The sequence below is a fragment of the Pseudonocardia adelaidensis genome, assembly GCF_039543345.1.
In the GTDB taxonomy this organism is placed as follows: Bacteria; Actinomycetota; Actinomycetes; order Mycobacteriales; family Pseudonocardiaceae; genus Pseudonocardia; species Pseudonocardia adelaidensis.
In genome coordinates this window covers 347,890-365,387 of record NZ_BAABJO010000004.1, presented here as the reverse complement: position 1 = coordinate 365,387, position 17,498 = coordinate 347,890, and the positions used below count along the sequence as shown (strand labels likewise).

The following is a 17,498-nucleotide window of genomic DNA, read 5'->3' as shown; positions in this document are numbered from 1 at the left end:
CGGCGCCGTCGAGCACCCAGAGCCCGTTCTGGTCGGCGTCGGCGATGTAGAAGACCGAGCCGTCCGGGGCGAGCTTGATGTCCTGCGGGCCCATGTGCGTGTTGCGGTGCGGCATGTCGATCATGCGGAGCACCGTGCGGCCCGCGATGTCGACGACGGCGACGCGGCCGGCGAACTCGCAGGTGAACACGGCCGTCCGCCCGTCGGGGGTGAAGTCGGCGTGGTCGATCCCCGCGCAGTCCGGCACGGGCAGCTCGCCCTGCTCGGCCCAGGTGTGCGGGTCGTAGAAGACCAGGCGCCGCAGCTTCTCGGCCACCGAGATCGCGGCCGCCCCGTCGGGCGTGAAGTACATGTTGTACGGGTCCTCGACGGGGATCGGCGTCCCGGGGGTCCCGGTGGCGGGGTCGAACGGCACGACCTTGTTCAGCCTGTCGTCCGTGGCGTAGAGCGCCGTCATGTCCCACGACGGCACGACGTGCTGCAGCTCGCCGCCGAGCTGGTGGGTCCCCACCGTCGCGAACGTGGCCGGGTCGATCACCCGGACCTCGCCCGACCTCGTGTGCGGCACGTAGACCAGCGGTTTCGCGGCCTTCGCGGCATCGGAGAGCATGCCGGGGCCCGCGTCGGCGTACACGTTGTGCCGGTCGGTGACGGGCGGCATGCCCGGCAGCGAGTCCGGGGCCGCGGCCGCGGGTGGGTCCGGGGGTGGGGGCTGGGGCGCGGACGGGTGCGCCGGTTCCGCCTCGGCGCTGCACGCGCAGAGGGTGGCAGCCACGGACATGATCACCAATGCGGTGCGCACGAGCCGTCGCGGGGCGTTCACGTCGGGGCCCCGCCGGCAGGCGCCGGGACCGGTTCCCCCGGCGGCCCGGCCGGCGGCTCCGGGTCCGCCACCACGGGGCGTGCGGACAGCAACCCGACCCCGACGGAGGTGGCGAGCCCGCCCGCCACTCCGAGCGCCAGGGTGATCGGGGTGGTGCCGAAGGGCTCGCCGATGACGAGCATGCCCACGGCGCCCGCGGTGAACGGGTCGAGGAGCGTGAGCACCGCGAGCGGTGCCCCCAGCCCACCGTCCCGGTAGGCGTGCTGGGCGAGCACCGTGCCGACGCCGACCACGACGAGGCCGACCGCGATCCGCCGCACATCGAGGTGCCCCAGCCAGATGGTCTTCGCGGTGGCCGAGGTGAAACCGAAGCACACGGCGGCGGAGGCCGCGTAGGCGATCCCCGCGACGTGCGGGCGGCGCAGGGCGCCGAGCACCAGCGCGGTGGCCAGCGCCAGCGCGACCACCGCCGTCAGCACGGCCGCGACCGGCCAGTACCCCACGGCGCCCCCGCCCGTGCTCGGGGTGTGCAGGGCCTCGTGGGGGACCGCGGCGAGCACCGCGGGCAACCCGGTGAGGACGCACGCGACCCCCGCCCACGACCGGGCCGGAACGCGCCGCCTGCTGAGCCGCGAACCGATCAGCAGGGCGATGACCAGCGTGGACACCCCGATCGGCTGTACCACGACCAGCGGTCCCGCGCCCACAGCGGCGAGGTGGAGCAGCGCTCCGACGCCCGTCGCCCCGATGGCGGCCCACCAGCCGCGACGGCGGGCGAGGCGCGCGACGAGGGCCAGGCCGCCCGCCTGCTGCCGGGACGCCTCCCGCTCCTGCAGCACGGCCGACAGCGCGTAGCAGACCGCAGAGGCCAGCGCGAGCGCGACGGCGAGCTGCGGGTGCATGCCACCACCGTACGAGGCGGCCGGTCCGCGCCTGCGTGCGCCGCACCTTCAGGCCGTAACACCGTGCGGTCCGCCGACGCAGAGCCTGATGTGGTCCCCAACTTCGTGGTTCAGCCGTACCCGCTCTTCGCCATCGTCGTCGTGGCCGGGCGCCCCGACCCGTACGTCGGGCGGGTCGTCGGGTGGGAACGGGTCGAGGACGATCCCGCGGGCGTCGTCGGTCCGGTAGTCACCCTGGGCGCGCGGACGTTCGTGCCCGGTGTTGCGGACCACGTCTCCTACGCCGACTCCCGCGAGGAGGCCGAGCGGCGCGCCTTCGTGTACGCCGCCCCGGCCCGTCGGGAGGACGAGCTGCGGGCGGACGACCCGCTTCCCCAGCAGCGCATCCCGGGCGAGAGATAGCCCGGGTGGGCCGACACCGTGCGATCATGCCGCCGGCGGCCCGACGACCCTGGAGCGTGACGATGCCGAGGACCATCACCGACGGGAAGGAGTTCAAGCTCGGGCTGTTCTCCGCGAACTGCTCGTCGGGGCTCGCGGTGACCCGCATCCCGGAGCGCTGGTCGGGCAGCTGGGAGGACAACCTGCGGCTCGCGCGCCTCGCCGACGAGGTGGGCATCGACTTCCTGCTGCCGATCGCGCGGTGGATCGGCTACGGCGGGGACACCAACTTCCACGAGGGCGTGCTCGACCCGGTGGCGTCGGCGGCGGCGCTGCTCGCGCACACGCGGCGGATCACCGTGTTCTCGACGGTCCACACCGCGTTCAACCACCCGGTGGTCACGGCGAAGCAGCTCGCCACGATCGACCAGATCGGGCAGGGGCGGGCCGGCGTCAACATCGTGGCCGGCTGGAACGAGCCGGAGTACCGCGCGTTCGGCGTCGAGCTGCCGTCCGACCACGACGACCGCTACGCGCTGGCCCAGGAGTGGTGGGAGGTCATCCGGCGGATCTGGACCGAACCCGGGTCCTTCGACCACGACGGCCGGTTCTTCCACCTCCAGGGCGTCGGGGGCGTGCCGAAGCCGTACGACGGGCCGCTGCCCGTCCTGAACGCAGGCTCGTCGACCCAGGGCCGCGGGTTCGCCGCCCGCAACGCCGACTTCGCGTTCACGATCGTCGCGGGTCCGGACGACGGTGCCGGGGTCGTGCGGGATGTCCGGGCGCGGGCGGAGTCGGAGTACGGGCGCTCGGTGGGCGTGTTCACGCTCGGGCACGTGGTGTGCCGGCCCACCCGGCGCGAGGCGGAGGAGTACCTGCGCTACTACGCCGACGAGAACGCCGACTGGGCCGCCGTGGACAACCTCATGCGGTTGCAGGGCCTGCACGCCCAGTCGTTCACGCCGGAGATGCTCGCGACGTTCCGGGCCCGGTTCGCGGCCGGCCACGGCAGCTGCCCGCTGATCGGCACGCCCGACGACGTCGCCGACGAGATCGAGCGGTTCCACCGGGCGGGCTTCGGCGGGATGACCCTGTCGTTCGTCGACTACGTCGGCGAGCTCGAGTACTTCGCCCAGGAGGTGCTGCCTCGGCTCGAGGCACGGGGTGTCCGGGGTCGCTACACCTAGTGCCCCCCGCCGGCAGCGCCCCCGGTGATCACCTGGACGACGAGGAACGCGTTCAGACCGGTGATCACCGCGGCGATCACGCTCGCGCCGATCGTGGTGATCCGGCGGTTGACCAGGTCGCCCATGACGTCGCGGCGCCGGGTGAGCAGGACCAGCGGGACCAGCGCGAACGGGATCCCGAACGAGAGCACGACCTGGGACAGCACCAGCGCCCGCGTCGGGTCGACGCCGATGGCGAGCACCACGAGCGCAGGCGCCAGCGTGAGGGCGCGCCGGAGCAGGATCGGGATGCGGCGGCGCAGGTAGCCCTGGAGCACGACCTGCCCGGCGAGCGTGCCCACGCCGGAGGAGGCGAACCCGGACGCCAGGAGCGCCAGCGCGAACGCGAGCGCCGCCGTGCCGTCGACGGCGGCCAGGCCGCTGTGCACGCCGGCCAGGGAGTCGGCCTCGGTGCCGGTGTCGTGGAACAGCGCGGCGGCGATCAGCAGCATGGACAGGTTCACGAGCCCGGCGAGCCCCATCGCGAGGGCGACGTCGATGCGCTGGTAGCGCAGCAGCCGCCGCGTCGACGACGCCGGCAGCCGGGTCCGGTCCTGGGTCAGCGCCGAGTGCAGGTAGATGACGTGCGGCATGACGGTGGCGCCGAGGATCCCGGTGGCGAGCAGCACGCTGCCCGTGTCGGCGAACCCGGGCACCAGGCCGGACACGGCGGCCGGGGTGTCGACGTCCACGCGGCCGAGGTTGACGAAGAACCCGATGACGATCACCGCGAACAGCCCGCAGATGGCCAGCTCGAAGCGCCGGTAGCCGCGGGTGTGCAAGCTGAGCAGCACGAACGCCACCAGGCCCGTGATGAGCCCGCCCTGGAGGAGCGGGATCCCGAACAGCAGGTTGAGCGCGATGGCGCCGCCGAGCACCTCGGCGAGGTCGGTGGCCATCGCCACGAGCTCGGCCTGCGCCCACAGCCCCCACACGACGGGCCGGGGGTACCGCTGCCGCGAGACCTCGCACAGGTTCTGCCCGGTGGCCAGGCCCAGCTTCGCCGAGAGGGACTGGATCACCATCGCCATGAGGTTGGCGGCGACGATCACCCAGACCAGCAGGTAGCCGTACTCCGACCCGGCGGAGAAGTTCGTGGCGAAGTTGCCCGGGTCGACGTAGGCGATCGCCGCCACGAAGGCCGGGCCGAGGAGCAGCAGGCGACCGCGCAGCCGGCTCCGCGCCGACTGGTCCGGCACCACGCTGTTAGTCACCACGAAGAGCAACGTTAGCCAAGGCTCACGACAAGCGATAGACCTGACTGCATCACGCGGGAGCCAGTGCCTCCAGGACGTCGGCGGGAACCACCAGGTCGGCCCGCCTGCGCGTGGACTCGACGAGCCGCGCGTTCGGCTCGTCCACCGCCGCCACCCAGGCCCGGGCGTGGTCGGGTGCCTTGCCGAACGCGATGTGCCGGGCCACGAGCTGCGAGAGGCGGATCTCCGGGTCCGGGTCGCAGAACCAGACCTCGTCCAGCTGCGCCGCCACCTCCGGCCAGCGCCCCGAGTCGACCAGCAGGTAGTTGCCCTCGGTGAGGACGAGCCGGGCCGCGCGGGGCACGGCGATCGCGCCTGCCAGGGGCTGTTCCAGGTCCCGCTCGAAGGCCGGCGCGTAGATCACGTCCTCGGCGTCGGCCCGGACCCGGCGCAGCAGGGCGACGTAGCCCCCGACGTCGAACGTGTCGGGCGCGCCCTTGGCGTCGAGGCGCCCGATCGCGCGCAGGGCGACGTCGGCGAGGTGGAACCCGTCCATCGGCACGTGCGCCACCCGCTCGGGGGGAAGCTCGCGCAGGAGCGCCTCGACGAGCGTCGACTTGCCGGCGCCGGGGCTGCCGGTGATCCCGAGGACCGCCCGGCCCGGGCCGGCGGCGAGCGCGGCGGCCCGGGCGACGAGATCGGACAGGGTCACCGGGGGCGGGCGGCCGCGAGCCGGCCCGCGATGAACGAGCGGGCGTGCGCGGCGAGGTCGGCGCCGTCGGACCACAGGTTCCGCCACACCGCGAGGTCGCTCGACAGCCCCGGCGACACGACGGCCGACGAGAACGACTCGAACGTGATCGGGCCCTCGTATCCGACGTCGGCCAGCACGTGGAAGAAGGCGCCGAAGTCGAGGTGACCCGAGCCGAGGTAGCCGCGGTGGTTCTCGCCGATGTGCACGTAGCCGAGCCGGTCGCGCACCTCGTACACCGGGCGGACGAGGTCGTCCTCCTCGATGTTCATGTGGTAGGTGTCCAGGTGGATCATGACGTTGTCGGCGCCGATGTCGTCGGCCAGCCGCAGCGCGTCGTGCGCGGTGTTGATCACGTGGGTCTCGTAGCGGTTGCAGATCTCCAGCCCGAGCGTCATGCCGTGCCCCGCGGCCTCGGCGGCCAGCTCCCGCAGCACCCGCACGACGTTGGCCCGCCCGCCGTCGGTCAGGGGAGCGGAGTACTTGCCGAGCGCGCTGTAGAGCGCCCCGGTGAGGATGGTCGCGCCGAGCTCCCGGGTGGTGGTCAACGAGTCGGCGAGCAGCTGCGCCCCGCGGTCTACGACGGCGGGGTCGGTGCTCGAGACGTCGGCGTCGAACGCGAGCCCGCGCGAGCACGCGATCCCGAGTCCCGCCGCCTCCAGCTCCGCCCGCGCGGCCGCGGTGTCGAGCTGCTTCGCATCGTGGAGCGAGAGCTCCAGGAGGTCGTAGCCCGCCGCCGCCGTCCTGGCCACCGCCTCGCGGACGTCGGCGGGGCCGGTGCCGCCGACCCACACCAGTGCGTGGACGCCGATCGGGTTGTTCGCAGCCCGGTTGGTCACGGAGCGATCCTTTCAGTTCAGGCGGCGAGTGCGCCGGTGACCAGCGAGACGATCTCCTCGCCGGTGGTGTCCTTCGTGCGCCTGCCGCCGACGCAGCGCCCGGAGCGCATCACCCACACCTGGTCCGACAGGCGCAGCACCTGCTGGAAATCATGGCTGATCAGCAGGACGGCCCGTCCGCGGTCGCGCAGGCCGCGGATGAGGTGCTCCACCCGCTCGGTCTCCTGCACGCCCAGCGCCGCGGTGGGCTCGTCCATGATCACGAGCCGGGAGTCGAACCCGGCGGCCCGGCAGATCGCGACGGCCTGGCGCTGTCCACCCGAGAGCCGCCGCACCCGCGAACCGACCGCCGGGACGTTGACGGCCAGTTCCGCGACCATCTCCTGCGCGCGCCGCCGCATCGCGGCCCGGTCGAGGAACGGGCCGCGCGTCAGCTCGCGGTTGAGGAACAGGTTCTGCCAGACGGTGAGGTCCTCGACCAGCGCGAGGTTCTGGTGCACGGTCTCGATGCCTGCGGCGCGGGCGTCCTCCGCGGAGCGGAACGCGACCGGCTCCCCGTCGAGCAGGATCCGGCCGCGCTCGGGCCGGTGCACCCCGGACATGCAGCGCACGAGGGTGGACTTCCCCGCCCCGTTGTCGCCGACGAGCGCGGTGATCTCGCCGGGGGCCAGTTCGAGCGTCACGTCGCGAAGCGCCTGGACGCTGCCGAACGACAGGGACAGGTCCTCGACGGCCAGGATCGCACTCACCTGCGCCACCTCGTCAGGAACGCCGCCGCAACGACGACCACGCCGACGGCGAGCGGTTGGTAGAAGGGGGAGACGCCGAGCATCGTGAGGCCGTTCGCGAGCACGGTAAGCAGCAGCGCACCGAGCACCGGCCCGGCGATGCCGCCGCGGCCGCCCGCCAGGCTGACCCCGCCGAGCACCACCGCGGCCACCGAGTTGAGCAGGAACGACGTGTTCGACGCCGGTTCGGCCGCGCCGACCCGGGAGATCAGCAGGATGGCCGCGATGCCGGCGAGCAGCCCGCTCGCGGCGTACACGAGCACCTTGATCCGGGCCACGCTGATGCCGGTGGCGACGGCGGCCTCCGGGTTGCCGCCCGCGGCCAGCACGTGCGTGCCGACCCGGGTGCGGAAGAGCACGACGTGCGCGACGACGGCGAGCACCGCCGCCACCACGACCGACCAGCCGATCGGTCCGATCCCGCCCGCCGAGAGCCGGAGCAGTCCCGCGTCGACGACGGTGACCGGCTTGCCGTCGGCGATGACCAGCGCCGCGCCGGACGCCGCGGAGAGCGCGCCGAGCGTGACGACGAAGTCGGTGATCCGGCCGTGGCCGATGAGGACCCCGCTCACGAGGCCCACCGCGGTGCCCCCGACGAGCGCGACGACGCAGCACAGCGGCAGGCCCCACCCGCGGGCGAACCCGAACCCGAACAGCGCGGCCGCGAACGTCATGGTGGAGGCGACCGAGAGGTCGATGCCGCCGGTGGCGACCACGAAGGCCTGCCCGATCGAGAGCACGACGAGGATGGCCGAGGCCAAGAGCATGGAGCGGATGTTGCCGATCGCCAGGAACCCCGGATCGAGCAGCTGGAAGACGATCAGCAGCACCACCAGGCCCACCGCGGCGGCGCGGTCGGCCCACCGGCCAGGATCGCGCCATGCCGCCGTGACCGGTGGCTTCGCCGTGGCGGTGCTGGTCACTTCGCGGTGAACGGGTTGTCGTAGGGCGCAGGCGGCTTCGGGGCCGACTCGATCGCCTGCTGCGCGTTGTCCTTGGTGACGACCTGGACGGGGGCGTCGACCTTCGCCGGGAGGGTCGCGCCGCTCGCGGCGGCCGCGCAGGCGTCGACGCCCATCTGCCCGATCACGTACGGGTACTGCGCCACGGTGGCGGCGAGCTCACCATTGGCGACGGCGGTGAGGGCGTCCGGGTTGCCGTCAACGCTGATCACCGCGATCTGGCCGGTCTTCCCGGCGTTCGCGACGGCCCGCGCGATGCCGAGGCCCATGTCGTCGTTGGCCGCGAAGAAGCCCTTCACGTCCGGGTGGGCGCCGATGATGGTGGTGGCCTGGGTGAGCGCCTCCTGGCGCTCCCAGTTGGCGGCCACCTCCTGCAGCACGGTCACCCCGCCCGGCAGGCCGGCCTTGAAGCCCTCGATGCGGGCGCCGCTCGTGACGTCGCCGGGGATGCCTCCGACGACGGCCACCGGCCCGCCGCCGGGAAGGGCCTTCGACATCTGCTCCGCGGCGAGCTTGCCGGCGGCCACGTTGTCGGTGCCGATGTAGGTGGCGAGCTGCACGCCCGCGGCCTGGGCGGCGGCCGGGTCGACCGGGCTGTCGATGTTGACCACCGGCTTGCCCGCCGCGGCGAGCTGGGCGAGGCCCTGCACGAGGTTCGTGCCCGAGATCGGGTTGACCACGTAGCAGCCGAAGTCCTGGCCCGCGAGCCCGGTGAGCTTGTCGGCCTGGCCGGTGGTGTCGGTGATCGACGTCGCCGCCTGGACCGTCGACCGCACGCCCGCCACGGCGCTCTCGTCGGTGATGCCCTTCTCCATGGCCTGGAAGAACGGGTTGTCCAGGCCCTTGATCACCGCCGCGACCGTGGCGGGGGCAGCGCTCCCGCCGTCGCCGCCGCTCCCGCAGGCCGTGAGCGCCACGGCGGCGCCCGCCGCGAGCGCCGTGGCGACCAGGGCGCGCCTCCGGATCTGCATGACTCTTCCTCCGCCCAGCCGGACCGCTGTGACCGACGTAGGCATGACACCCCGACTTCTAACTTCTGTCAAGCAAAAATCTCGCTCTTTCTGTTTGGCCGATGTCCTATTAGCCTGGGCGCGTGCAGTCGGTGGGTGAGGTGCTCGCGCTGTTCCGCAGCGCCGGCCCCCAGACCAGGGCCGACGTGATGCACCGCACCGGGCTCTCCCGGTCCACCGTGAACCAGCGGCTCGACGCGCTGCTCGCGCACGGCTTCGTCGTGCCGGCCGGAGAGCAGCGCGAGGAGGCACCCGGGCGGGGCCGGCCCGCGGGCACGTTCGCGTTCCACTCCGACCGCGGCGTGCTGCTCGTCGCGGACGTCGGCGCCACCGGCCTGCGGGCGGCCCTGTGCGACCTCGCGGGTGCCGTCACGCTGGAGCGCACGAGGACGATCGACGTCGCCGAGGGGCCGCAGGCCGTCCTCGAGGTCATCGACGGGTTCTTCCGCGACATGCTCGCCGAGGCCGGGCGCGGCCCCGACGCTGTGCACGGCATCGGGCTGGACGTGCCGGGCCCGGTCGACTTCGCCGCCGGCCTCGTCGTCAGCCCCCCGATCATGAGCGGCTGGGACCGGTTCGACATCCGCGGCTGGTTCGCTCCGCGTTACCCGTGCCACGTGATGGTCGACAAGGACGTCAACGCGATGGCGTTCGGCGAGCACCGCACCGTCCACCCCGACGCGGAGGCGCTGCTCATGCTCAAGGTGGGCACCGGGATCGGCTCGGGCATCATCGCGGGCGGCCGCGTCTTCCGCGGTGCCGACGGGGCCGCGGGCGACATCGGGCACGTGCAGCTCGCGCTGCCCGGCACCGGTACCCCGCCCCTGTGCCGCTGCGGGAACGTCGGCTGCCTCGAGGCATATGCGGGCGGATGGGCCCTGGTGCGCGACCTGCGCGAGGCCGGGCACGACGTCGAGGGCGTCGACGACGCGCTGGCGCTCACCGCGTCCGGGAACCCGGACGCCGCGCGCTTCCTCCGGCGGGCGGGCCGGCTGCTCGGGGGTGCCGTGGCCGAGGCCGTCAGTCTGCTCAACCCGCGGGTCGTCGTGCTCGGGGGGCAGGTCGCCGCGGGCGCGGGCGACCAGCTGCTCGCCGGCATCCGCGAGCACGTCTACCGGCGGTCGCTGCCGCTCGCGACCGCCCGGCTGCAGATCGTGCCGAGCCGCCTCGGCGCCGGCGCCGGATTGGTGGGCAGCGCGCTGCTGCTGGCCGACCTGGTGCTGGCCCCGGAGCGGATCAGCGAGCTGTTGGCGCGTTGAGCCGGTGCGCGGAGGCGTGGTCGAAGCCCGCCGCGTCCGCGCCCCTGGCCGGGGCGGACTGCCGCTGCAACCGCGGGAGCAGGCGGGCGACGTCGTCCAGCAGGAGGTCGACCAGCTCGCGGCCCGTGCCGTTGCGCACCACGACGCGCAGCACGGCGAGGTCCTCCCGGTTGGCCGGGAAGGTGTACGCAGGCACCTGCCAGCCACGCTCCCGCAGCCCCGCCGAGACGTCGAAGACGCTGAAGCCCGTGACGTCGTCGTGCAGCGTGCACGCGAACACGGGGAGCTCGTCGCCGCGCGTGAGCAGCCGGAACGGGCCCAGCTCCGCGAGGCGGGCCGACGTGTACGTCGCGACGTCCCGGCACTCCTGCTGGACCTGCCGGAACCCGTCCCACCCCAGGCGCAGGAACGTGTAGTACTGCGCCACCACCTGGCCGCCGGGCCGGGAGAAGTTCAGGGCGAGGGTCGGCATCTCCCCGCCGAGGTAGTTGACCTTGAAGATCAGTTCGTCCGGCAGCGCCTCGGCGTCCCGCCACAGCACCCAGCCGACGCCCGGGTAGACCAGTCCGTACTTGTGGCCCGAGGTGTTGATCGACGCCACGCGCGGCAGCCGGAAGTCCCACCGGAGGTCGGGGTCGAGGAACGGTGCGACCATCCCGCCGGACGCCCCGTCGACGTGCACGGGGACGTCGAGGCCCGTGCGGGACCGGAGGTCGTCCAGTGCGGCCGTGATCTCGGCGACCGGTTCGTAGCTGCCGTCGAAGGTGGAGCCGAGAACCGCGACGACCCCGATCGTGTTCTCGTCGCACAGGCGGACGGCCTGCTCGGCGCCGAGGTGGAACCGCTCGCCCTCCATCGGGGCGAACCGCGGCTCCACCTCGAAGTAGTTGCAGAACTTGTCCCAGCAGACCTGGACGTTGATCCCCATGACGAGGTTGGGCCGGGCGGTGTCCGCGCCCGCGGCGCGCCGCCGCTGCTGCCAGCGCCGCTTGAGCGCGAGCCCGGCGAACATCGCGGCCTCGCTCGACCCGATCGTCGAGCAGCCGACGGCCTGCGAACCGCTCGCAGGCGCGTGCCACAAGGCGGCGAGCATGTTCACGCAGCGCGCCTCGAGCTCGGCGGTCTGCGGGTACTCGTCCTTGTCGATCATGTTCTTGTCGAAGCACTCGGCCATCAAGCGGTCGGCCTCTGGCTCCATCCACGTCGTCACGAACGTCGCCAGGTTGAGGCGTGCGTTCCCGTCGAGCATGAGGTGGTCGTGGACGATCTGGTAGGCGGTGGCGGGATCCATCGGCCCCTCGGGGAGGCGGTGCCTCGGCACCGCGGCGACCTCCCCGGAACGCGCGAACATCGGGTTGACCGAGACCGGTGCATCGACTCCACGGGCCGTGTGGTGCTTCGCCATCGTGTCATCGTGCCCCCGAGCCGCCGGCCGGGCGGACCGTCGTGCTCCCTACCGCATGAACACGCCGCCGTTGACGTCGAAGGTGGCACCGGTGATGAACCCGGTGTCCTCGCCGCAGAGGTAGCCGACCAGCCCGGCCACCTCCTCCGGCCGGCCGAAGCGGCCGACGGGGATCGCGGCCTCGGCAGCGCGCAGCTGCTCGGGGTCCATCCCGTCCATCACCGGCGTGCGGGTCGCCGCGGGCGCGATCGCGTTCACGGTGACGCCGGAGGCGGCCAGCTCCTTCGCGAAGATCTTCGTGAGCACGAGGATCCCCGCCTTGGAGGAGGCGTAGTGCGCGCCCGCGACGAGCCCGCCCTGCTGCCCGGCCAGCGACGCCATGTTCACGATGCGGCCGAAGCCCCGCTCGCGCATCGCGGGAGCGAGCTCGCGGGTCAGGACGAAGACGCTGCGGAGGTTGGTCGCGAGCACGTCGTCCCACTCGTCGAGCTCGATCTCCCAGACCGGCCTCGGCACCGTGCGGGCGGCGTTGTTCACCAGGATCTCGGGCGTGCCGAACCGCGCGCGGACGGCATCGAGGGCGTCCCGGACCGCGGCGGGATCGCGCACGTCGGCGGCGAAGGCCGCCGCCCTCGGCCCGATCCGCGCCGCGGTGGCGGCCGCCTTCTCCGCGTCGACGTCGAGGAGCGCCAGCCGGTGCCCCCGCGTGTGCAGGTCCTCCGCCACGGCGGCTCCGATGCCCTGCCCGGCGCCGGTGACGACGGCGATCCGCGAGAGCGCGGTGCGCTCCATCACGCGTTGCCGAAGAACAGCTGCCGGCCCACCCGCGCCTGGACGGTGAAGTAGTGCCAGAGCTGGTGGTCGCCCACCGGGTGGTCGCGGATGATCCCGCAGACCCGGCCGACGGTGGCGTAGTCCGGGACGTCGGCCAGGATGTAGCAGGTCCACGGGAACCCGGTGGACGGGCCGACCATCGACTCGTCGTCGTCCATCGTGCCCAGCACCCGCACGCCGAAGCGGCCGCCGAGGTCGTCGAACGCGCGCCGGGACTCGTCGAACACGGCCTTGCGCTCGTCGGGTCCGGCGGCGAAGAACGTGTCCCGCACGCCGATGCAGAACAGGGTGCGCAGGTACTCGGGCGAACGGTCGTCGGTCATGCGAGGAGTGTGGCGCGCGGGGCTACGAGTGGGCTACGAGTGGCAGCACCCGGATTCCCGGTCGGGCCCGTTCCCGAGGGGCACGCCCAGGTCGTCGGAGCGGCCGGCCTCGATCCGTGACCAGTGGGCGATGGGACGCCCGTTCACGCGGATCCGCTGGGCGGGGCCGTCGGCTCCCCACTGCTGCGGCCAGCCGGGGGGCGAGTCCTCCCACGGCTCCTGGCGCCCGTACACGGTGAGGTCCATGAGCCTGTAGTTGAGGTCCACGGCCTCCACGCCGCGGCCGGTCGTCCAGTAGGTCTCGAAGACGCGGTCGCCCTCGCGCAGGTAGCAGACGAGGTGCATCGAGCCGATGCGCCGCCCGGCGAGGAGCGCCTCGAGGGAGGCCTGCGCCGAGTACCACGGCATGTCCCAGCCCATGAAGTCGCGGTAGCGGCTGCTCTCCTCGTAGGGCCCTTGGCAGAGCACCGCGTAGGTGACGTCGCGGGATCGCAGGTAGGACAGCTCCGCGAGCTGTGTGTTGTTCCAGGTGCAGCCTTCGCACTGCTCGGGCGCCGGCCGGCCCGGGTACCACATGAAGTAGTAGGCGATGAGCTGCCTGCGACCCTCGAAGACGTCCAGCAGGGGGACCGGGCCGCGGGCGCCGACGACCGGGATCGTGGGGTCGAGCTCGACCATCGGCAGCCGGCGCCGCGCCGCCGCGATCGCGTCACCCTCGCGGGTGTGCGCCTTCTCCCGGATCCGCAGTTCCTCGATCGCGGCCAGCCAGGCGGCTCGGTCGACGACCTCGGGGGTGGGCGACGTGTTCATGGGTCCGTCCCTTCTTCGTCGGTGGTCCGTCGCCCCACCGACGAAGGGGGATGCCCGGCTTCGACATCGCCCCGCAACGAGTTCAACCGCCCTTCGAGGTACCGGCGTTCGGCCTCCGTCGGCGCCATGGCCAGGGCCTCCTCGTACGCCGCCCGGGCTCCGTCCCCTCGGCCGGCGCGGCGCAACAGGTCGGCGCGGGTCGCGGGCAGCAGGTGGTACCCGGCGAGCCTGCCCGATGCGGCGAGCCCGTCGACCAGGTGCAGCCCGGCCTCGACGCCGTCGGTCATGGCGACCGCCACGGCCCGGTTGAGCTCCACCACCGGGGACGGCGCGAGCCGCGCCAGCTCGCCGTAGAGCCTTGCGATCTGCGGCCAGTCGGTGCCGGCCGCGTCCGGGGCGGTGGCGTGGCAGGCGGCGATCGCGGCCTGCACCTGGTACGGCCCGGCCCGCCGCATCGCGAGCGCCCGGTCGAGCACCGAGACGCCTTCGGTGATCATCCCGTGGTCCCAGCGCGACCGGTCCTGGTCCTCCAGCGGGACCAGCACGCCGTCGGCGGTCCGCGTCGCGCGCCGGGCGTCGTGCAGCAGCATCAGCGCGAGCAGCCCGCGCGGCTCCGGCTCCCGCGGCATCAGCCCGGCCAGTACCCGGGCCAGCCGGATCGCCTCGGCCGTCAGGCTCGCGTCGCCCTCGTCGTAGCCCTGGTTGAAGATCAGGTAGAGCACCGCGAGGACGGCGGCGAGCCGCTCGGGGAGGAGCTCGGCAGGCGGCACCCGGAACGGGATGCCGGCCTCGCGGATCTTGCGCTTGGCCCGGGCGAGGCGTTGGCCCATCGACGGCTCGGCGGTCAGGAACGCGCGGGCGATCTCCGCGGTGCTCATGCCGGCCAGCGTCCGCAGCGTGAGCGCGACGCGCGCCGGGAACGGCAGCGCGGGATGGCAGCACGTGAAGATCAGCCGCAGCCGCTCGTCGGGGATCTCCTCGGCAGGCGGCTCGTCGTCCGGGTCGCGTGCCAGCACGGCGACCTGCCGCAGCTTGGCCGCACCGGCGGCGGCGCGGCGCAGCCGGTCGGTGGCGCGGTTGCGGGCCGTCGTGGTGAGCCACGCGCCGGGGCGGCGCGGGATGCCGTCGCGCGGCCAGGTCGCCAGTGCGCCCGCGAACGCCTCCTGCGCGCAGTCCTCGGCGAGGTCCCAGTCCCCGGTCAGCCCGATCAACGTCGCGACGACCTGGCCCCACTCGTCCCGGTACGCCGCCTCGACGGCCGCGCGGACCGCCTCGTCGGACGTCATTCCCAGACGGGGCGGATCTCGACGCCACCCCAGCGCGCGTACGGGTGGCCCGCGGCGATCGCGATGGCGTCGTCCAGGTTCGGGCAGTCGACGACCACGAAGCCGCCGACGAAGTCCTTGGTCTCGGCGAAGGGCCCGTCCGACACGAGCGTCTCGCCGTCCCGCACGCGGACGGTTGTGGCGTCCACCACCGGGCGCAGCCGCTGACCGGAGAGCATGCTGCCGCGCCGCTGCAGGTCCTCCCACCAGGCCTGGTGCACCGGATCGGCCCAGAGCTCCTCGTTCGTGGGCGAGACCCGCTCGTCGTCGCAGATCAGCAGCACGTACCTCATGCGGCGAGTGTGGGCTATGAAGTCCGCATGACAAATGGCGAGCACTTCGACGTCGTCGTGGTCGGGGGTGGTGCCGCCGGTGTCGCGGCGGCCGTCGGGGCCCGCAGGGCCGGGGCCAGCGTCCGGCTGGTGGAGCGCTACCCGTTCCTCGGTGGGGCGGCCACCAACAGCTCGGTGCTGACGTTCTGCGGGTTCTTCGACCAGCACCGGGAGCAGGTCGTCGCGGGGGTCGGGGACGAGGTGCTGCAGCGGCTGCAGCGGCGGGACGTGTACCGCGAGATGAGCTTCGCCTGGACCGGCAACCACTTCGTGCTCCTCGACCTGGAGACGACGAAGATCGTCTACGACGAGCTGGTCACCGCGGAGGGCGTCGACGTCCGGCTGCACAGCACGCTGTCCGACGCCGTGCGCGACGGGCAGGGCCGGGTCACCGAGGTCGAGGTGCACGGCCGCGGCGGGAAGGAGCGGCTCACCGCGCAGGCGTTCGTCGACGCGAGCGGTGACGGGGCGCTGCTCGCCGCGGCCGGTGCCGGCGTCCGGGTGGCGCCCGTCGACGAGCGGCAGACCAGCACGCTCGTCTGCCGCTTCGGGGGCGTCGCCGAGGACGCCGACCTGGGCCGGGAGGGCATGCGGGACGCCGTGGCCGCCCACGCCCGCGAGACCGGCGTGCCGCTGGCGCGCGACCAGGGGATCACCGTGCGCCTGCCGGTCACCGGGCACGTCCTCTCGCTGCTCGTGGACGAGCAGCTCGACGCGCTCGACGCCGCCGCCTTCACCCGCGATGAGATGAGCGCGCGCCGGCAGGCGTGGCGCTACCTCGAGGCCTTCCGCAAGCACCTGGCGGGATGGGAGCACGCGTACCTGGTGGAGACCGGTCCGCAGATCGGGATCCGCGAGAGCAGGCACCTGCGCGGTCGCGACGAGCTCACCCGCGAGGACGTGCTGCGCGCCCGCAAGCGTCCCGAGGAGTCGATCGGGCGCTGCGGGTGGCCGATCGAGGACCACGTCGCCCCGGGTGTCACCCGCTACCAGCCGATCGACGACAAGGGCTGGTACGACATCCCCTACGGCGCGATCACGTCGGCCGACACGGACAACCTGTGGGCCGCGGGCCGCCTCACGGCCGCCGACCGGGATGCCTTCGCGTCGGTGCGGGTGATGGGTGCGGCCTTCGCGACCGGCCACGCGGCGGGCGTCGCCGCCGCCCAGTACGCCGCCGGGCGCCCCCACGACCTCGCCGCGGTCCGGGCGGAGCTGCTCCGCCAGGGTGCGCTCGTCTGACGCTCAGACGGTCGCGATCGGGGTGACGGGCGACCCGACCGCGCCGGGCAGGCGCAGCGGGGGAGCGGTGAGCAGGAAGCGGGACCGGCCGGCGGCCCGGAGGTGGGCGGCGAGGTCGGAGATCCACCAGAGCTCGCCGAGGTGCACGCCGAGCCTGAACAGGCACAGCTGGTGCAGCGGCAGCGCGGGCTCGTCGTGGAGCTCGTGGGCGGGCGGGAACGCCTCGACCGCGTAGTTGTCGGCGGCGATCGCGGCGACGCCGCTGTCGCGGATCCAGTCCTGCAGGCCGGGGTCGGCGCCGTCGAGCACGGCGCAGACGTCGAGGGAGTCGGGGTCGGGACGGCCGTGCTGGGCGGCCACGAGCCGGGTGAACCCCGTGTGCAGCACCAGGATGTCCCCGGGCTCGACGACGATCCCGTCCGCGTCGAGCACGCGCGCCAACGCGTCGCCGCCCACCACGGTGCGCTCCGTGCCGAAGTGGGCCTCGAGGTCGACGAGCACGGCCCGGCCCTGGACGCCGTGGTGCGCCATGTGGCTGATGTCGACGGGGCCTGCGTGCGAGGTCGACGCGGTGCCCTCGGCGACACCGTCCAGGTCGCGGAGGCTCTGGACGCCTGCCCGGTCGACGCGGTCCGGGCCCACCACGTCGGTGCCGGCGCGCCAGCCGTTGTAGAAGACGCGTTCTGCGACGCCGTCGCCGTCGGCGTCGAAGTGCGAGCCCGCGTGGCCGAAGGCGTCCCACTGCGTGGAGTACTGGGTGTGGAGCACGACGAGGTCGTCGCACATCACGTCGGTGGCGCCGGGGAAGGCGACCGTCATGTCGCAGTTGAAGCCGACCGCGCCGGAGCGCAGCGCGGGCCGCAGGACGGGTGGGAGCCGGTTCGGGTTGAGCACCGCGCGGCCGGGGAGGTCCAGCGGGAGGGACAGGCAGAAGGTGATCCCGTCGCGGACCTCGGCGACGCCCCTGCGGACCTGCTCGGGGCCGATCGTGTTGAGCCGTCCCAGGCGGTCGTCGGGCCCGAAGTCGCCCCACGTCGAACCCTCCGGCCGGTTGCGCCAGCGCGGCATCGCGCCACCTCCCGCTCAGGAC

General features: G+C 73.6%; 19 protein-coding genes. 4 read left to right on the top strand and 15 right to left on the bottom strand.

Going from position 1 to position 17,498, the window contains the following annotated elements; genetic code table 11:
• Together ABEA81_RS07430 and ABEA81_RS07425 are read right to left on the bottom strand one after the other, a co-directional pair.
• A partial coding sequence (locus tag ABEA81_RS07430; RefSeq protein ID WP_345604076.1) for a YncE family protein occupies positions 1 to 823 on the bottom strand: 823 nt, incomplete at its 3' end.
• Positions 820 to 1,725, bottom strand: coding sequence for a DMT family transporter (locus ABEA81_RS07425; protein ID WP_345604075.1), 906 nt, complete (start codon positions 1,723 to 1,725; stop codon positions 820 to 822). The genes ABEA81_RS07425 and ABEA81_RS07430, both read right to left, overlap by 4 nt.
• 105 nt (positions 1,726 to 1,830) lie before the next feature.
• Between ABEA81_RS07425 and ABEA81_RS07420 the strand changes: the two genes are divergently transcribed.
• Together ABEA81_RS07420 and ABEA81_RS07415 are read left to right on the top strand one after the other, a co-directional pair.
• Positions 1,831 to 2,127: a hypothetical protein gene (locus ABEA81_RS07420; protein ID WP_345604074.1), complete on the top strand. Its 297-nt coding sequence runs from the start codon at positions 1,831 to 1,833 to the stop codon at positions 2,125 to 2,127.
• A 62-nt stretch (positions 2,128 to 2,189) separates the two neighbouring features.
• Positions 2,190 to 3,293 (top strand): LLM class flavin-dependent oxidoreductase, encoded by a 1,104-nt coding sequence (locus tag ABEA81_RS07415; protein WP_345604073.1) that lies wholly within the window; start codon positions 2,190 to 2,192, stop codon positions 3,291 to 3,293.
• Here ABEA81_RS07415 and ABEA81_RS07410 read toward each other — a convergent pair.
• From ABEA81_RS07410 to ABEA81_RS07385, 6 genes are read right to left on the bottom strand one after another with little or no spacing between them, the layout of a single operon-like run.
• Positions 3,290 to 4,546, bottom strand: coding sequence for an Nramp family divalent metal transporter (locus ABEA81_RS07410; protein ID WP_345604087.1), 1,257 nt, complete (start codon positions 4,544 to 4,546; stop codon positions 3,290 to 3,292). The two genes, ABEA81_RS07415 and ABEA81_RS07410, sit on opposite strands and share 4 nt — an antisense overlap.
• 52 nt (positions 4,547 to 4,598) lie before the next feature.
• Positions 4,599 to 5,240 (bottom strand): nucleoside/nucleotide kinase family protein, encoded by a 642-nt coding sequence (locus tag ABEA81_RS07405; protein WP_345604072.1) that lies wholly within the window; start codon positions 5,238 to 5,240, stop codon positions 4,599 to 4,601.
• Entirely contained in the window at positions 5,237 to 6,118 is an 882-nt protein-coding gene (locus ABEA81_RS07400) for a sugar phosphate isomerase/epimerase family protein (RefSeq protein WP_345604071.1), read from the bottom strand. Before ABEA81_RS07400 ends, ABEA81_RS07405 begins: the two co-directional genes overlap by 4 nt.
• A 17-nt stretch (positions 6,119 to 6,135) precedes the next feature.
• Entirely contained in the window at positions 6,136 to 6,867 is a 732-nt protein-coding gene (locus tag ABEA81_RS07395; protein WP_345604070.1) for an ATP-binding cassette domain-containing protein, read from the bottom strand.
• The gene (locus ABEA81_RS07390) at positions 6,864 to 7,829 is read right to left on the bottom strand and encodes an ABC transporter permease (RefSeq protein ID WP_345604069.1); all 966 of its coding nucleotides are present in this window, start codon (positions 7,827 to 7,829) and stop codon (positions 6,864 to 6,866) included. Before ABEA81_RS07390 ends, ABEA81_RS07395 begins: the two co-directional genes overlap by 4 nt.
• On the bottom strand, positions 7,826 to 8,839 hold the full coding sequence (locus ABEA81_RS07385) for a substrate-binding domain-containing protein (RefSeq protein WP_345604068.1): 1,014 nt from the start codon (positions 8,837 to 8,839) through the stop codon (positions 7,826 to 7,828). The genes ABEA81_RS07390 and ABEA81_RS07385 overlap by 4 nt, the downstream gene beginning before the upstream one ends.
• 122 nt (positions 8,840 to 8,961) lie before the next feature.
• Here ABEA81_RS07385 and ABEA81_RS07380 point away from each other — a divergent pair, with 122 nt between their 5' ends.
• On the top strand, positions 8,962 to 10,137 hold the full coding sequence (locus ABEA81_RS07380; RefSeq protein WP_345604067.1) for an ROK family transcriptional regulator: 1,176 nt from the start codon (positions 8,962 to 8,964) through the stop codon (positions 10,135 to 10,137).
• Here the strand turns inward: ABEA81_RS07380 and ABEA81_RS07375 are convergent.
• From ABEA81_RS07375 to ABEA81_RS07350, 6 genes are read right to left on the bottom strand one after another with little or no spacing between them, the layout of a single operon-like run.
• On the bottom strand, positions 10,115 to 11,542 hold the full coding sequence (locus tag ABEA81_RS07375) for a glutamate decarboxylase (RefSeq protein WP_425570473.1): 1,428 nt from the start codon (positions 11,540 to 11,542) through the stop codon (positions 10,115 to 10,117). The two genes, ABEA81_RS07380 and ABEA81_RS07375, sit on opposite strands and share 23 nt — an antisense overlap.
• Positions 11,543 to 11,590: 48 nt before the next feature.
• Complete coding sequence (locus tag ABEA81_RS07370; RefSeq protein ID WP_345604085.1) at positions 11,591 to 12,334, bottom strand: SDR family NAD(P)-dependent oxidoreductase; 744 nt, start codon at positions 12,332 to 12,334, stop codon at positions 11,591 to 11,593.
• Positions 12,334 to 12,699, bottom strand: a complete 366-nt coding sequence (locus ABEA81_RS07365; protein WP_345604066.1) for a hypothetical protein — start codon at positions 12,697 to 12,699, stop codon at positions 12,334 to 12,336. The genes ABEA81_RS07370 and ABEA81_RS07365 overlap by 1 nt, the downstream gene beginning before the upstream one ends.
• A gap of 33 nt (positions 12,700 to 12,732) precedes the next feature.
• Positions 12,733 to 13,509: a DUF899 family protein gene (locus ABEA81_RS07360; protein ID WP_345604065.1), complete on the bottom strand. Its 777-nt coding sequence runs from the start codon at positions 13,507 to 13,509 to the stop codon at positions 12,733 to 12,735.
• On the bottom strand, positions 13,506 to 14,795 hold the full coding sequence (locus tag ABEA81_RS07355; RefSeq protein ID WP_345604064.1) for an RNA polymerase sigma factor: 1,290 nt from the start codon (positions 14,793 to 14,795) through the stop codon (positions 13,506 to 13,508). The genes ABEA81_RS07360 and ABEA81_RS07355 overlap by 4 nt, the downstream gene beginning before the upstream one ends.
• A complete protein-coding gene (locus tag ABEA81_RS07350; protein WP_345604063.1) occupies positions 14,792 to 15,127 on the bottom strand; it encodes a YciI family protein in 336 nt (111 codons plus the stop codon). Before ABEA81_RS07350 ends, ABEA81_RS07355 begins: the two co-directional genes overlap by 4 nt.
• Positions 15,128 to 15,154: 27 nt before the next feature.
• Between ABEA81_RS07350 and ABEA81_RS07345 the strand changes: the two genes are divergently transcribed.
• Positions 15,155 to 16,408 carry an FAD-dependent oxidoreductase gene (locus ABEA81_RS07345; protein ID WP_345604062.1) on the top strand — a complete coding sequence of 418 codons (1,254 nt, stop codon included), beginning with the start codon at positions 15,155 to 15,157 and terminating at the stop codon, positions 16,406 to 16,408.
• A 3-nt stretch (positions 16,409 to 16,411) separates the two neighbouring features.
• Here the strand turns inward: ABEA81_RS07345 and ABEA81_RS07340 are convergent, their stop codons facing one another.
• A complete protein-coding gene (locus ABEA81_RS07340) occupies positions 16,412 to 17,476 on the bottom strand; it encodes a cyclase family protein (RefSeq protein ID WP_345604061.1) in 1,065 nt (354 codons plus the stop codon).
• Positions 17,477 to 17,498 lie beyond the last annotated feature (22 nt).

Excerpts from the sequence above, each read along its gene's own strand:
- ABEA81_RS07385 (WP_345604068.1), bottom strand. The coding sequence starts at position 8,839 with ATGCAGATCCGGAGGCGCGCCCTGGTCGCCACGGCGCTCGCGGCGGGC.
- ABEA81_RS07345 (WP_345604062.1), top strand. The coding sequence starts at position 15,155 with ATGACAAATGGCGAGCACTTCGACGTCGTCGTGGTCGGGGGTGGTGCC.
- ABEA81_RS07340 (WP_345604061.1), bottom strand. The coding sequence starts at position 17,476 with ATGCCGCGCTGGCGCAACCGGCCGGAGGGTTCGACGTGGGGCGACTTC.
- ABEA81_RS07360 (WP_345604065.1), bottom strand. The coding sequence starts at position 13,509 with ATGAACACGTCGCCCACCCCCGAGGTCGTCGACCGAGCCGCCTGGCTG.
- ABEA81_RS07425 (WP_345604075.1), bottom strand. The coding sequence starts at position 1,725 with ATGCACCCGCAGCTCGCCGTCGCGCTCGCGCTGGCCTCTGCGGTCTGC.
- ABEA81_RS07365 (WP_345604066.1), bottom strand. The coding sequence starts at position 12,699 with ATGACCGACGACCGTTCGCCCGAGTACCTGCGCACCCTGTTCTGCATC.
- ABEA81_RS07370 (WP_345604085.1), bottom strand. The coding sequence starts at position 12,334 with ATGGAGCGCACCGCGCTCTCGCGGATCGCCGTCGTCACCGGCGCCGGG.
- ABEA81_RS07350 (WP_345604063.1), bottom strand. The coding sequence starts at position 15,127 with ATGAGGTACGTGCTGCTGATCTGCGACGACGAGCGGGTCTCGCCCACG.
- ABEA81_RS07415 (WP_345604073.1), top strand. The coding sequence starts at position 2,190 with ATGCCGAGGACCATCACCGACGGGAAGGAGTTCAAGCTCGGGCTGTTC.
- ABEA81_RS07375 (WP_425570473.1), bottom strand. The coding sequence starts at position 11,542 with ATGGCGAAGCACCACACGGCCCGTGGAGTCGATGCACCGGTCTCGGTC.
- ABEA81_RS07355 (WP_345604064.1), bottom strand. The coding sequence starts at position 14,795 with ATGACGTCCGACGAGGCGGTCCGCGCGGCCGTCGAGGCGGCGTACCGG.